This is a genomic window from Parasaccharibacter apium (assembly GCF_002917995.1).
Lineage (GTDB): Bacteria > Pseudomonadota > Alphaproteobacteria > Acetobacterales > Acetobacteraceae > Bombella > Bombella apis.
In genome coordinates, this window is record NZ_LMYH01000013.1 from 168,439 (window position 1) to 181,585 (window position 13,147).

The following is a 13,147-nucleotide window of genomic DNA, read 5'->3' on the forward strand; positions in this document are numbered from 1 at the left end:
TCATCTGGAGGCACTGCCCTCCGGCTCCGGCCCTGCAACGAATTTTTTCATGCCATCCTTCTCACGGGACGCATCCCCGCCAATATCGGACGGAGCCGTCGCCGCCTTGCGAGACCGGCCTGAATAGTTGGTAACGATGGTCTTCACCGCTTCGGCAGCCTCCTGCGCCGCAGCGCCGGCCACATCAGCCCATGGGCCATCCAGAGAATGTGCGGGAACATCATGAACCTGAGTGGCCGCCCCGGCCTCCACGCCCTGTGGGGTTGTCACGTGCCAGACGATGGTAACCTGCTGTTTCGGCCCCTCTCCCGGCGGAGGAGCATCCGGTGAAGGCTTGATGCTGACCACGGTTTTCACGATGTAATCCGCCCCAGTGCGTGTGGTCTGCACACTGTTGTGGCTGTCCGGCAGCATCATGTAGAACGCCTCGGCCAGAGACTTGTTGCCATCACCCGGGGCGCCCTGTACCCCCTCGAAACAGATGCGGGCCGAACGGTGCATGAGACTCTGCGGGTCATCCATCATCATGCGGGTCTGTATCTCTGTCAGCTCACGGGCGATTTCCGGGGCCATCTGGAGGGCCACCGTGTTCAGGGCCGCCGGGTCGGCGCTGCGCCAGCCTTCCTCATCAATCACGGCACCAAAGCCACGGGCCTTCACCTTGCCATCCGGCCCGACAATCGCATAGCGGGGGCGGATACCCCCATTCTCCGCCCGGACAGCCCCCAGCCTGACCCACCAGTCCCCCGGCTCCGGCACCTTCGCCACGGCAGGAATGGATTGCCCCACCAGGGCGATCACGACATCCCGTGCCCACATGGCCGTAGGCGCCCGCCATGGCGCTTTCTCTGGCACGGGAACAGGCACGGCCAGCCGGGCAGGCGGAATGTTGTCCCTGACAAGATGCTGGGCCTGATTGCCCGGATTATGGGCAAATGGCTTGTACACCTGCAGGCACCCCCCCAGTCCGAGGAGAGGCACACACAGCCCTGAGAGCAGCAGCTTACGACAGAAGCGCATGAACAGCCCACTTTCCCTGCAATATTTCTGGACAAGAGCCGACCGGACCCGACCGGCAGGCCCCGCAACTTAACGCCCTTTCCCTCTCCTGACCACAGGGGGAGCGCTGGCCAGAGCCCCTAATGGCGGATCAGCATGTAATGGATCGTCACATCCAGATCAAAATGGTCACCCTGCATGTCCGGCGGAACGGGAGGGAGCTGCGCCCCCTGGAACATGCCTGTCGTGGCGGCATCCAGCGCATAAGAGTTTGATGAATCCGTCAGCCGCACACGGATGACCTTCCCGCTCCTGTCAATCACTACATGGACGGAGGATGGCCCCTCCTCCCCGTTCTGCACAGCCTCATCGGGATAGAACATGTGGTTCCGCACCCAGCGGTCAATCTCGCTCCCATAATCGGAGCTGACACCCCGGACACTGCTGCTCGTCTTGTACGGCGCATTGATCTGCCCATTCAGGCTGAGCGGCCCGAGAGAGAAATCAACCGGCCCCCGTGTCCCCCCATGGCGCCCCCGCTTGTGAGGGTGCAAGGCTGGCTCACCATCAAAGGACAGATCCATCGGGTGAGCGAAAGGGTTCGTCTCGCTCTGCCGGGTCATACGCTGATGCGTCGGGGTTGCCCGGCTCCGGCGGGGGCGACGGGGAGCAGCCCTGGAGAGCGGCTTTTCCGACATCTCCGCACGGGTCAGCTCCCCGGTAGGTGAGGGGGCCGTCGGCGGGGAAGACGGCGTGTGAGGCGTCGGCTCCATCGGGGCTGGGGTTGCCTCCTCCGGCGTGGTCGGCGCCGGAGCGCTGGCCGCACCACCAACCTCATGTGTCGGCTCCCCCTTCATGCTGTGCTTTGCCGGAGGGGCATCAAACACCATCTCCACCTGCGGCTGCTGTGCACCATTTGGCGTACCATGCACGGCAGCGCTGGTCTGCATCATCAGCCAGAGGGCAATGCCATGGACACTGGCCGCCAGAAACAGCGGCCCGAACAGTGGTGGATCGACCAGAACCTGCGTCCGCCGCATGGGGGTGCGCGCTTCAGTCCGCAACCCGGCCACGGGTTCGGCATGATCTCCCAGCCGCTCCCGGCGCCTCTGCAAAGGGGCGTCCTGCATCGTCACGGGCGGAAAACCCGCTGGCAAAAAGAGGGGCGCAGACTGATAAGGATCATGACCCCTCCCTTGTGCCTCAAAAAGGGCCATATTGTCATCACCGGAAAAGTGCCCCACCGCTACTTTTGTGTAACCCCCTTCCACCACCATCAGCCCCATGAAGAAAGTCCGTTCCATGCATCCACCTGCCTGCCTTGCCCGGGATGCCGATCTGGCAGCCTTCATCGCCACCGTCGGCCCCTGCCGCCTGCACGAACAGGCTGCGCCAGACCCGCAGACAATCGATCCCTATGCCTCACTCATCAAGGCTGTGACGGGCCAGCAGCTCCACAATGCTGCGGCCAGAACCATCTTCAGGCGTCTCTGCGCCCTTGGGGCCGACCATGACGAAAACGGGCCTCCCCCTGCACCACAGGAACTTCTGGCCCTTGATGATGCCACCCTGCGCCGCTGCGGCCTTTCCGCCACCAAGGCCGCCAGCCTGCGGGCCATCGCCCGGGGACGGCTGGACGGGCTGGTACCCAGCCTCGCTGAAGCCCGCCAGCTGGATGACGCCACACTGATAAAACAGCTGACAGCCCTGCGTGGCGTGGGACAATGGACAGTCGAAATGCTGCTCATCTTCCATCTCAACAGGCCGGATGTCCTGCCAGCGGGCGATCTTGGCGTTCAGGAAGGATGGAAGAGGCTGAAAAAACTGCCTGTCCGCCCCACACCCCGCCAGCTGCGGGACGCCACGATGGGCTTCAGTCCCCATCGCTCCACACTGGCATGGTACTGCTGGCAGGCCAAAGCCCGCCTGCCTGATCCCGCTCCACCCAGCAAAAAACCTTGACGTCCCACCTCCGTGCCCGCACATAATGCGCCGTCATGACGGGGCTGCAGGCCAGGCCTCTCCAGAGCTGGCCCGTGGCCCACACAGTTTCTACCCACTTCCTGCAAGGGATATTCATGCCTAAAGAAGACCTGATCGAATTTACCGGCACGGTGACTGAGCTTCTGCCCAATGCCATGTTCCGCGTCACGCTGGACAATGAGCACACCATTCTCGCCCATACGAGCGGCAAGATGCGCAAGAATCGCATCCGCGTGCTGGCCGGTGACCGGGTCAATGTCGAGATGACCCCTTACGACCTCAGCAAGGGTCGCATCACCTTCCGCTTCAAGTAAGACAGCGGAAGACAGGACCATCTCTTCCCTCATGGCTGATTCCTCCCGGCCCGCCCTCATCCTGGCCTCTGCCTCGCCCCGCCGCATCGCCCTGCTCCGCCAGATCGGGGTGGAGCCGGATGCTGTCTGCCCGGCAGACCTGGATGAAACCCCGCAGAAGGACGAACTTCCCCGTCCCCATGCGCTGCGGCTGGCCCGGGCCAAGGCGGCCCATGTCGCCGCCCGCCATGATGGCCCCGCCCTCATCATCGGGGCTGACACGGTCGTGGCGGCCGGGCGGCGCATCCTGCCCAAAGCAGAAGATGCCGAGACAGCCCGCCGCTGCCTCACCCTTCTCTCCGGCCGCCGCCACAAGGTTTTCACCGCCGTGGTCTGCCAGCCGACAGCAGACTGGGCCGGAGGCCGCTACTGCGAACGTGTGGTGGAAAGCCATGTCATCTTCAATCGCCTGACACCCCGGCAGATTGACGCCCTCATCGAAGGGGGAGACTGGCACGGCAAGGCTGGTGGCTATGGCCTTCAGGGGCAGGCGGCCGCCTTCATCCGACAGGTCGGGGGAAGCCCCTCCGGCGTGATCGGCCTGCCCCTGTTCGAGACCGCCCAGCTGCTCCGGGGTCAGCCCCTGCCCGCCGGACAGCACTGGCTGCGCTGACACGGCATGGAAATCCGTCTTGCCAGTGCGCCCGGAGAAATCCGCATCGCCCTGCTGAAGGACGATGCGCTGCTGGATGCTGCCCTCTGGCGGCCCGGTGCGCCGGATGGCTGGGGGGATGTCCATATCGTCCGCATCACCGCCCATGCGCCAGCCCTGGGCGGGGCTTTCGTCGAGCTGGCCAGTCCAGCCTGTACGGGCTTCATGAAAGGGCGCAAACTCCCTCCCGAAGGCAGTCTCGTCCGTGCCCAGGTGACCCGTTCGGCACAGAATGGCAAGGGCCTGCGCCTGCGTGCCCTCCCATGGCCGGAGGACATGGAGGCCGGAACCGCCCCCCGCCGTCTCACATCCGGTCCCACGCCACTGGATGAGATTCTGGGGCTGGCCCCATCAGACTGCCCCATCCTGACCGACAGTGCCGCCCTGGCGGCCCGATTGCCGTCCCATCTTCATGCCCGCCTGCACCGGGTAAGCCGCAGCTTTGATGAGGTTCTGGAGGCCGACTGGGCCGCCCTGACCAGCCCGGATGCCCAGGTCGGACCGCTGACAGCCCATATCACGCCCACCCATGCCCTCACCGCCATTGATCTGGACGCCCATCAGACCCCGGACTTTGCCGCCAATCTGGCCTGTTTCGGCCCACTCCTGCGGGAAATCCGGCTACGCAATCTCTCCGGTACCATCCTGATCGACCCGGCAGGTGTCCGCAGCAGCAAACGGCCCGCCCTTGTCCCGTTCCTCCGCAAGGCAGCGGACAGGGAGCAGGACCCGCTCCAGCCCCGCATCACCGGCATCACGCCCGGCGGCCTGCTGGAAATGACCCGCCCCCGCCATCGGGCCCCGCTGCATGAGCTGTACGCCTCACCCCACGGGCAAGGGCTGGCCATCCTCCAGCGCATCGCCAGTGAGGGGCTGAAGGGCGACCGGCTCCACGCACCACCAGCCATCATCCAGGCACTTGAAGCCGATTCCGGGGCGCTGGAAGACCTCTTCCATCTCACAGGCCATCGCCTTACCCTCCTCAGTCATCCCGTGTCTCCATCATCCTGCTGGAGTCTCTCATGAGCTGCCCGATCTGCCAGAAACCCACCATGCCCGCCTTCCGCCCGTTCTGTTCCCAGCACTGCGCTGATGTGGACCTTGGCCGTTGGTTCAAGGGGGATTACCGTGTGCCGTCCCTGCGGCAGGACAACGACCCGGAAGAACTGGAAGCCGAGGCCGCACGGCTGGCGGAGGAAACCTCCCGCCACAGGCCCTGATCCCGGGGGCCATAACCCGCTGAATCAGCCCGCTGATCCGTGCATTTTCTTCTGCAAAGAGGGTTGATAACCCGCCCTGCATAGGGTAAACCCCTCTCCATAGCCGGGTGGCCCTGCTGCCATGGCCCGGTGCCCAAGTAGCTCAGTTGGTAGAGCATGCGACTGAAAATCGCAGTGTCGGTGGTTCGATCCCGCCCTTGGGCACCATTTTTTATTCCCTGAAAAACTGGCTGACGTCCGCCACAAAGCGCCTCTTCTCCCATGGCGTGGCAGAACCTCCGTGCGAAATGCCTTTTCCTCCGTCCGGCACAGGCTTACCCTATGCACACGGGGGCGAGTCCGCTCGTCCGTGCCCAAGGGAAGGATATCATATGACCACGACTCCCTATCCTACTGTCACACTCAGAAACGGCATCACGCTTCCAGCGCTCGGCATGGGCACATGGCGTATGGGCGATGATGCAGCCCTGCGGGCCCACGAAGTCCACAGCCTGCAGAGCGGGCTGGATTCTGGCCTCAGAATCATCGATACGGCAGAAATGTACGGCCATGGCCGCTCAGAAGAAGTGGTCGGCGAAGCCCTGCGGGGGCGAAGGGATCAGGCATTTCTCATCAGCAAGGTCCTGCCGGGCAATGCCACCTCCAGAGGAACGATAGAAGCCTGCGAACGCTCGCTGAGACATCTCAACACGGACCATCTGGACCTTTATCTCCTGCACTGGCCCGGTTCCACTCCCTTCACTGAAACACTCTACGCCTTTGAAACACTGAAGGAACGGGGGCAGATCCGGGACTGGGGGGTTTCCAATTTCGATACGACCGACATGAACGATCTGGCTGAGCTGGGAGCCTATCCTCTCGTCAACCAGATTCTCTACAGCCTGGAATATCGTGGCACGGAGTATGACCTGCTGCCACGGGACGAACAGGCGCACATCACCAGCATGGCCTATTGCCCGATCGGCCAAGGGGGCGAGCTGCTGCATCACCCTGCCCTGCGGGCCATTGCCCACCAGCATGAAACCAGCCTCGGCCGCGCCACACCGGCGCAGATTGCCCTGGCATGGGTGCTGCGTCGCAGGAACATGATCGCCATTCCCAAAGCCGGCACGCCCCATCATCAGGCCCTCAACATCGCCGCTCAGGAAATCCGGCTCTCCCATGACGATCTGGCAGCCCTTGATGAGGCCTTCCCGCCACCTGATGGCAAGGAAACGCTGGCTGTCATCTGACAGAAACGGCGCCCCTCCCACCTTCGGGGCAGAGAGGGGCGCCAGACAAAGGGCCGTTACCCCTGTTCCATGCGGTCCATCGTCTGCCGCAGGGGATACAGAGCCATCTGATGAATGACAGCTGCCGCATTGGTGACCTGGAAACTCAGCGTCTCCAGAGGGTTGGCCGGATAGATCAGAGCCGTGCCGACGGACATGCCCTCATTGGCGAAGACCTCCAGCGTACAGGCATCCAGCACGATCCGCAGGTTGAAACGGCGGCTGCCCGGGACAAGGGCAGAAGAGAAGGTGCCCGTGAAGAAGGGATGGGTAAAGCCATGCAGGTTGCTCCTGTCCAGCCAGAGCTGGCAGGAGAAACCATCAAAACCGATGCTCAGGCTCTCTCCCTGATGGTTGGAGAAGGCCACGACAAAACGTCCGGCACGCCCATGGTCTCCATCTGGCAGGGTACTGCCCCGGTCTTCCAGAGAGACATCCAGCAGCAGCTCCACGGCCTCGCCGGTAGGCAGAGACACCTGCCGACTGCTCTGGGGCTCCAGACGGGACAGGGTAAATGGGATGGCAGGACGCCGCAGGGCCTCCAGAGCATAAGGAGTCTGGGCGATACGCAGCCAGCCTGACGTGTCACGCCGCAGCACAACCTTGCGAGGAATGGTCATGACGCCACGCCAGCTTTTGTTGGGCAGCTCCTCACAATATTGCCAGTTGTCCAGCCAGGCGACATAGACCGTCTGGTTGCCCGGCATGTTCTCGTAAGTCTGGAGGGCGTAGCTGTCCTTGCCGAAATCTGTCAGATCCACGATCGTATCATCCGGCGTGAAGCGCTCACCATCGAACTGGCCGACAAAATACTGCGTGATGCTGCCCCCCTGCGGTCCACCGGGATTGATGGACACGAACAGGACCCAGCGTTTTTCACCGGGCGTCTCACCTTCCACCTCTACCTCGGCCAGCCCCGGACATTCATAATCCACGCCAGTAATGCCAGATGGGCCAAAATCGCTCAGATGCATCCAGTGTTTCAGGTCGAATGACCCATAAAAGGACACCTTGTGCTCCCGGGAGCGCACCACGACCATGACCCATTTTTCAGTCGGGGCATGCCAGAACACCTTGGGGTCACGGAAGGAATTGTGCCCGATATCCAGCACCGGGTTCCCTTCATAATCCTTCAGCGTCTGCCCTCCGTCAGGGCTCCAGGCAATATACTGTGTCTGCCGCTGCGGCGTTGCCCGTGTATAGATGGCGACCAGGCCACCCGCCATTGGCGGCAGGGCCGGAGACATGGGGACGGGTGACTGCTCGCGGGAGACAGGATCATCCCCCAGCTCCTTCAGCAGGCTGGGGGAGGAATTCGCCCCTTTCAGAAGATCGTGCGACTGCCTGTCCACAAGGCGCCGTGCCTGCTCATCCTCCGGCAGTGACGGAAAAAGCTGGGCGGCCTTCTGGGCAGCTGTCTCGACCGACCCCGGCTGAGGCTTGTCCTGCGTGCGGGGCGGAAACAGACCAGAACGGTTGTCCCTGTCCAGCACGGCACAGCCGCTGTAGGCCTCTCCGGCTTCCGTCTCCCGAATCGCAATCGGCAGATCCTGCCATGTATAGAGGTCCGTGCTGACGGCATGGCCCCAGTGCACATGGCCTGCATAAGGCCCAAACGGATTGTACTGGTAATAGAGATGGTAATAGCGTCCATCAAAGATCAGCCCGTTCGGATCATTCATGAACCCGGTGGAGGGTGAAAAATGGATGCGGGGGCGGTACTGCTTGTCGGCCAGTGTCTCATGCACGGGCTGCGGAGCCGCCGCCGCCGCATTGCCCGGCTCGGCATGGGCATTGTTGGGCTGTGCCGGTGCGGCGCTGCCTCCACCCCCAACGGCTGCACGGGCTCTGCCATTGCCCAGAAGGGCACCTGCCGCCAGAAATGATCCCAGAACCATACGTCGATTGACGGTCATCCTCTGACCCCCCTCTCTACGATCTGATGGAGATGGCCCTGTCCGAAGGCCTGCCGGGAAAATGCCTCTTTCCAGCCCTCTCTGGCAAGCCATTCCTTGACCGTGACACGGAACGGACATCTTTCCCTGGTGCCACGCATTGGCAGCCCGAACCTTCTGTTTTACCGTCCCTCTGTACCAGCGGCCCCATACAGGGCACGCTTGCGCCACCATGATGCCACAGCCTTGCAGGGACACCGCCCGATGAAACGCCTTGATCCTTTCCTGATGTGCCTGATCGGCGCTGTTCTGCTGGCCTCCTTCCTGCCCTGCCCTGTTGTGTGGCAGCCCTGGCTCTCCCGCCTGACATCACTGCTCATCATGCTGATGTTCTTCTTCCAGGGGGCCAAGCTGAAACGCCGTGCATTGCTCGACAGCGTGAAAAACTGGCGGTTGCAGGGCTGCACGCTGCTCATCACCTTTGCCGTGTTCCCCCTGCTCGGGGCAGGCATGTACTGGCTTGCCTACCGGCTGTCCTCCTCCGGTTTTCTGGGGCCGGACCTCTGGGCCGGGATGCTGTTCCTCTGCTGCCTGCCCTCCACCATACAGTCCTCCATTGCCCTGACCTCCATGGCCCGGGGCAACGTCCCGGCCGCCATCTGTGCGGCCACGGTCTCGAACATTCTGGGCATCCTCATCACCCCCCTGCTCTGTGGCCTTTTCTTTGATCACGGCAGCAGTGGCGGGTCCGGTCTTCAGACCATCCTGAACGTGGCAGAAGAACTGCTCCTGCCCTTCATTCTGGGCCAGTGCGTGCAACGCTGGCTGGGGCCGGTTGTCCACCGCCACAAGTTTCTCATCTCATGCAGTGACCGTGGCTCAATCATCGTGCTGGTCTATTCCGCCTTCAGTGCAGCGGTGCTTCAGGGGCTGTGGCATCGCATTCCGCTCATCCTGCTGGCCGGTGTCGGGGTGGCGGATGCCCTGCTTCTCGCCCTGGCCCTCGGGCTCACCTATCTGCTGGGCCGGATGATGGGCCAGAGCATCGAGGATGACATCACATTACAGTTCTGCGGCTCCAAGAAGGCCCTGACATCCGGCGTGACCATGGCCAGCGTCATCTTTCCCGGTTCGGCCGGAATCATCGTCCTGCCGCTGATGATCTTCCACCAGCTCCAGCTCTTTGTCTGCACCGTCATTGCCCGCCATTATGCGCAACGCCCCCAACAACCGCACGAAACCTGACCAGCTCCACTGGAACGGGCTTGCCTTCCGCCGAAGGACAGGGCACCCATGAAGGTTCCCTTCCCCTTTTCGTCATGGAGATAGACGTGCCACGTCATCCTGCCGAACAGCCCTCCATACGCCGTACTTACCGTGACCGCCTCCATGCCCATCTGGTCCTGACGGGCACGTTGCGGGAGAGCCTGCTGGAGCTGCTCAGCCGTCCGGCCGCTCCCCCCCCTCTCCAGCACTGGATCACCACCATCCTGGACCAGAACCGGGAGCAGGAGCGGCAGGTCGCCCACCTCCTCCGCACGCATGGGGAAAAACCCCGCAACGACTCCGACACGCTCTCTGGCCTGCTGGACACGGTGGTGACCTGCTTTCCCTCGGGGGATGTTCCCGTCCATCTTCTGGGCGTGATGCTGGACATTGCGGGCTGCATCGCCCGGCTGCGTACCTCCCTTGCCCTGCTCCTGCTGCTGGCGGAAAAACTCTCCCTGACAGAGGATGCCGCCATCCTCACGGAGCTGCGCCAGAACAGCCGGAATGCGTCCCGCAGCCTCAAGGAAGTCCTGCCTGCACTGCTGACGGACGAAGACTGAGGCTCAACAGAAAAGGGGCTGCACGACCCGGCGTGCAGCCCCTTCCTTTTCATCAGACGATCTGCCTGAGATTACTTTTCGACAGTCCCGGCAAGCAGGCCTGCGAGCGTGCGGGCAAAGCCGCTGGGGTCGGGCAGGGCCTCGCCTTCCTGAACACGGGCGAGGTCCAGAAGGATGCGGGCATGTTCTGCGACGCTCTCGCCCTTCTCCACACGTTCGGCCAGCGCACGGATGAGCGGATGGCGGGGGTTGATCTCCAGCACCGGCGGCAGGGCAGGCATCTCCTGACCGGAACGGCGCATGAGACGCTGCATGGCCAGGTCCGGCCCCCCCTCGCTCGTCATCACCACGGCACTGCCTGTCAGACGCACGGTGCTGCGGACATCCTTCACCGCTTCGCCAAGAGCGTCCTTCAGGGCGGGGGTCAGCTTCTCGACATTGGCTGCTTCGCCCTGCTCCTCGGCTTCCGGTGCGAACTTCTCGAGATCACCATGCGCCTGGGCCACGGAACGGAAGGTCTTGTCCTTGTAGGAATGGAGACGGTCCGGCCAGAAGCTGTCCACGGCATCAGACAGCAGCAGGACTTCCAGCCCACGGGCACGGAACCCTTCCAGCTGGGCGGAGGCCCTGAGGGCCTTCAGATTGTCCCCGACCAGATAATAGATGGTCTCCTGCTCCGGCTTCATGCGGCTGATATAGTCGTCCAGCGTCGTCAGCTCATCATCATGTGTGGAGTGGAAGCGGGAGAACTCGGCAATTTCCTGCCGGTGTTCGGAATCCTCCCACAGCCCTTCCTTGATGACGAGGCCGAAATTGTTCCAGAAACCGGTGAAGGACTCGCCACCTTCCTGCGCCCGTTTCTTGATCTCGCTGATGACACGCTTGGTCACGGCCTTGCGGATGCGGGCCAGAACCGGGGTGGACTGGAGCATCTCGCGGGAGACGTTCAGCGGCAGGTCATCCGTATCGACCACACCCTGCACGAAACGCAGCCAGTTCGGCACCAGACTGGCTTCATCCGTGATGAACATGCGCTTCACATGCAGGTGCAGACGGCTCTCACGGCTGCTCTGCTCCATGAAGTCGAACGGACGGGCACCGGGGAGGAACAGCAGGGAAGCGAACTCGACCGTGCCTTCGGCCTTCCAGTGCAGCGTGGCGTACGGCTCATCAAACGCACGGGCCACATGGCGGTAGAACTCGGTATATTCCTCGGACGTGATCTCGGATTTCGGACGCAGCCAGAGGGCCTTGCCCTCGTTGATGGTCTCTTCCTTCTCCTTGCCATCCTCGTCCGGCTCGTGCAGCACGACCGGCCAGGCGATGTGATCGGCCCATTTGCGGATGATGCCCCGCAGACGCCACGGATCAATGAACTCCTCAGCATCATCCTTCATGTGCAGGACGATGTCCGTGCCCGGACGGTCACGCTCGGCAGGGCCAAGGCTGTAGGAGCCCTTGCCTTCGGACACCCAGCGGGCGGCCACATCCTCACCGGCACGGCGGGAGACGACATCCACCTTGTCCGCCACCATGAAGGCGGAATAGAAACCCACACCGAACTGACCGATCAGGTTCGGACGCTCCTCCGGCTTGGCATTGCTCAGCTTCTCACCAAACGCCTTGGTGCCGGAACGGGCAATGGTGCCAAGATTCTGGGTCAGCTCTTCCGGGCTCATCCCCAGTCCGTCATCGGACAGCGTGATGGTCTTTGCGTCCTTGTCGGTGGAAATATGGATGGACGGGACTTCCGGCAGGGACAGGGCCGGGTTGGTCAGGGCCTCGAACCGCCGCTTGTCCATGGCATCAGCCGCATTGGCGACCAGCTCACGCAGAAAGATTTCCCGATCGGAATAAAGGGAATGGACAACCAGATCGAGCAGCTGCCCGACCTCGGCACTGAAACTGTGCTGCTGCATCTCCGCTGCGTTTTTGCCATCACTCATGATGCGTTGCTCTCCTCCAAAATGGCAGGCTCCGTATGTGCTCCATCTTCGGCGGCCAGCCTGCCCCGCCGCTGAAAGATGGAGCAGATATGGGAGAGGCCTCCCCGGCTTTCAAGCATCCCCGCACCGGGGGAGACCTCAAGCTCCAGCATCATGATGACGGGATGTATGGCCTAGACGAGACCGAGCGATGTTCCTTCATCCACCACGATGGCCGAGCCGTGCAGGGCCACCGCCCCCGGGCTGGCAAGGAACTGCACCACGGCAGCGATGTCCTCCGGCGAGGAGAAGGTCCGCTTGCTGGGATTGGCCTCCGCCACGGCCCTGAGGGCATCCGCCTGTGAGGGATCGTTGATCAGCGCATCATGCATGGAGGTCTTCACACGGCCCGGTTCCACGGCATTGATGTTGATGCCCAGCGGGCCGAGCTCGAGGGCCAGACTGCGGACCAAAGCCGTGGCCGCCGCCTTGCTGGCGGCATAGCCCGCATAGCCGGCAAAACTGTAAAATCCGCAGATGGACGAAATGGCCACGACCTTCCCGCCCGGCACGTCACCCTCTTTCCGCCGGATGAAAGGCAGGGCGGCCTGCACGATGTGCCACATGCCATTGACGTTGATGCGCATCACCCTGTCGAACGCATCGGGTGTTTCATCCGTGATGGGCGTGTTGAAGAAAACACCTGCGGAATGGACCAGCACGTCCAGCAGGCCCACCCTGTCGCTGATGGTCTTCAGCAGGGCCTTCACGGCATCAAAATCCGTGATGTTCACCCCATGAGCACAGACCTGCACGTCGTGCCCGGCCTCACGCCCGGCAGCCTGCACCGCCTGCACGGCCTTGGTGTAGTCACGCTCCGGGCTGCTGCCCAGCAGGATGAGGCTGTCCCCCGCCCGGGCGAACGTCTCCGCAATTGCCAGCCCGATACCGGACGTTCCCCCGGTTACCAGTACGGTTCTGCCCTGTGCCATGATCCAGCTCCTCCCCTATATCTCATCA

The 13,147-nt window shown here is 62.8% G+C and carries 13 protein-coding genes and 1 tRNA gene; 9 read left to right on the forward strand and 5 right to left on the reverse strand.

Annotation, left to right across the window (positions count from 1 at the left end; all coding sequences use genetic code 11):
* Complete coding sequence (locus ASO19_RS06770; protein WP_181005222.1) at positions 1-1,020, reverse strand: hypothetical protein; 1,020 nt, start codon at positions 1,018-1,020, stop codon at positions 1-3.
* Between the two features lie 119 nt (positions 1,021-1,139).
* Positions 1,140-2,303, reverse strand: a complete 1,164-nt coding sequence (locus ASO19_RS06775; RefSeq protein WP_227449735.1) for an energy transducer TonB — start codon at positions 2,301-2,303, stop codon at positions 1,140-1,142.
* On the opposite strand from ASO19_RS06775, the gene ASO19_RS06780 reads away from it, so the two are divergent.
* The 7 genes from ASO19_RS06780 to ASO19_RS06810 all read left to right on the forward strand — a co-directional run bounded on the left by ASO19_RS06780 (position 2,302) and on the right by ASO19_RS06810 (position 6,439).
* Entirely contained in the window at positions 2,302-2,961 is a 660-nt protein-coding gene (locus ASO19_RS06780) for a DNA-3-methyladenine glycosylase family protein (protein ID WP_103765657.1), read from the forward strand. The two genes, ASO19_RS06775 and ASO19_RS06780, sit on opposite strands and share 2 nt — an antisense overlap.
* Before the next feature lie 116 nt (positions 2,962-3,077).
* A complete protein-coding gene (gene infA, locus ASO19_RS06785; RefSeq protein WP_043559458.1) occupies positions 3,078-3,296 on the forward strand; it encodes a translation initiation factor IF-1 in 219 nt (72 codons plus the stop codon).
* Positions 3,297-3,327: 31 nt separating this feature from the next.
* The gene (locus ASO19_RS06790) at positions 3,328-3,948 is read left to right on the forward strand and encodes a Maf family nucleotide pyrophosphatase (RefSeq protein WP_081562418.1); all 621 of its coding nucleotides are present in this window, start codon (positions 3,328-3,330) and stop codon (positions 3,946-3,948) included.
* A gap of 6 nt (positions 3,949-3,954) precedes the next feature.
* Complete coding sequence (locus ASO19_RS06795; RefSeq protein ID WP_103765658.1) at positions 3,955-5,013, forward strand: ribonuclease E/G; 1,059 nt, start codon at positions 3,955-3,957, stop codon at positions 5,011-5,013.
* A complete protein-coding gene (locus ASO19_RS06800) occupies positions 5,010-5,207 on the forward strand; it encodes a DNA gyrase inhibitor YacG (RefSeq protein ID WP_043559082.1) in 198 nt (65 codons plus the stop codon). The genes ASO19_RS06795 and ASO19_RS06800 overlap by 4 nt, the downstream gene beginning before the upstream one ends.
* Before the next feature lie 131 nt (positions 5,208-5,338).
* Positions 5,339-5,414 (forward strand) — tRNA-Phe (locus ASO19_RS06805).
* A 164-nt stretch (positions 5,415-5,578) separates the two neighbouring features.
* Positions 5,579-6,439 (forward strand): aldo/keto reductase, encoded by an 861-nt coding sequence (locus ASO19_RS06810; protein WP_181005223.1) that lies wholly within the window; start codon positions 5,579-5,581, stop codon positions 6,437-6,439.
* A 56-nt stretch (positions 6,440-6,495) separates the two neighbouring features.
* On the opposite strand, the gene ASO19_RS06815 is transcribed toward ASO19_RS06810, so the two are convergent.
* The gene (locus tag ASO19_RS06815; protein ID WP_081562421.1) at positions 6,496-8,394 is read right to left on the reverse strand and encodes a glycoside hydrolase family 32 protein; all 1,899 of its coding nucleotides are present in this window, start codon (positions 8,392-8,394) and stop codon (positions 6,496-6,498) included.
* Positions 8,395-8,637: 243 nt separating this feature from the next.
* Between ASO19_RS06815 and ASO19_RS06820 the strand changes: the two genes are divergently transcribed.
* Together ASO19_RS06820 and ASO19_RS06825 are read left to right on the forward strand one after the other, a co-directional pair.
* Positions 8,638-9,618 carry a bile acid:sodium symporter family protein gene (locus tag ASO19_RS06820; protein WP_103765660.1) on the forward strand — a complete coding sequence of 327 codons (981 nt, stop codon included), beginning with the start codon at positions 8,638-8,640 and terminating at the stop codon, positions 9,616-9,618.
* A gap of 86 nt (positions 9,619-9,704) precedes the next feature.
* Positions 9,705-10,202, forward strand: a complete 498-nt coding sequence (locus tag ASO19_RS06825) for a DUF892 family protein (protein WP_143539845.1) — start codon at positions 9,705-9,707, stop codon at positions 10,200-10,202.
* A 71-nt stretch (positions 10,203-10,273) separates the two neighbouring features.
* On the opposite strand, the gene htpG is transcribed toward ASO19_RS06825, so the two are convergent.
* Both htpG and ASO19_RS06835 read right to left on the reverse strand, forming a co-directional pair.
* Positions 10,274-12,148: a molecular chaperone HtpG gene (gene htpG, locus ASO19_RS06830; protein WP_086431594.1), complete on the reverse strand. Its 1,875-nt coding sequence runs from the start codon at positions 12,146-12,148 to the stop codon at positions 10,274-10,276.
* Positions 12,149-12,321: 173 nt separating this feature from the next.
* Positions 12,322-13,119: an SDR family NAD(P)-dependent oxidoreductase gene (locus tag ASO19_RS06835; RefSeq protein WP_043559094.1), complete on the reverse strand. Its 798-nt coding sequence runs from the start codon at positions 13,117-13,119 to the stop codon at positions 12,322-12,324.
* Positions 13,120-13,147 lie beyond the last annotated feature (28 nt).

What these genes read in the sequence shown, in the direction of transcription:
- ASO19_RS06770 (WP_181005222.1), bottom strand. Translation starts at nt 1,020, where the DNA reads ATGCGCTTCTGTCGTAAGCTGCTGCTCTCAGGGCTGTGTGTGCCTCTC.
- ASO19_RS06780 (WP_103765657.1), top strand. Translation starts at nt 2,302, where the DNA reads ATGCATCCACCTGCCTGCCTTGCCCGGGATGCCGATCTGGCAGCCTTC.
- ASO19_RS06775 (WP_227449735.1), bottom strand. Translation starts at nt 2,303, where the DNA reads ATGGAACGGACTTTCTTCATGGGGCTGATGGTGGTGGAAGGGGGTTAC.
- infA (WP_043559458.1), top strand. Translation starts at nt 3,078, where the DNA reads ATGCCTAAAGAAGACCTGATCGAATTTACCGGCACGGTGACTGAGCTT.
- ASO19_RS06790 (WP_081562418.1), top strand. Translation starts at nt 3,328, where the DNA reads ATGGCTGATTCCTCCCGGCCCGCCCTCATCCTGGCCTCTGCCTCGCCC.
- ASO19_RS06795 (WP_103765658.1), top strand. Translation starts at nt 3,955, where the DNA reads ATGGAAATCCGTCTTGCCAGTGCGCCCGGAGAAATCCGCATCGCCCTG.
- ASO19_RS06800 (WP_043559082.1), top strand. Translation starts at nt 5,010, where the DNA reads ATGAGCTGCCCGATCTGCCAGAAACCCACCATGCCCGCCTTCCGCCCG.
- ASO19_RS06810 (WP_181005223.1), top strand. Translation starts at nt 5,579, where the DNA reads ATGACCACGACTCCCTATCCTACTGTCACACTCAGAAACGGCATCACG.
- ASO19_RS06815 (WP_081562421.1), bottom strand. Translation starts at nt 8,394, where the DNA reads ATGACCGTCAATCGACGTATGGTTCTGGGATCATTTCTGGCGGCAGGT.
- ASO19_RS06820 (WP_103765660.1), top strand. Translation starts at nt 8,638, where the DNA reads ATGAAACGCCTTGATCCTTTCCTGATGTGCCTGATCGGCGCTGTTCTG.
- htpG (WP_086431594.1), bottom strand. Translation starts at nt 12,148, where the DNA reads ATGAGTGATGGCAAAAACGCAGCGGAGATGCAGCAGCACAGTTTCAGT.
- ASO19_RS06835 (WP_043559094.1), bottom strand. Translation starts at nt 13,119, where the DNA reads ATGGCACAGGGCAGAACCGTACTGGTAACCGGGGGAACGTCCGGTATC.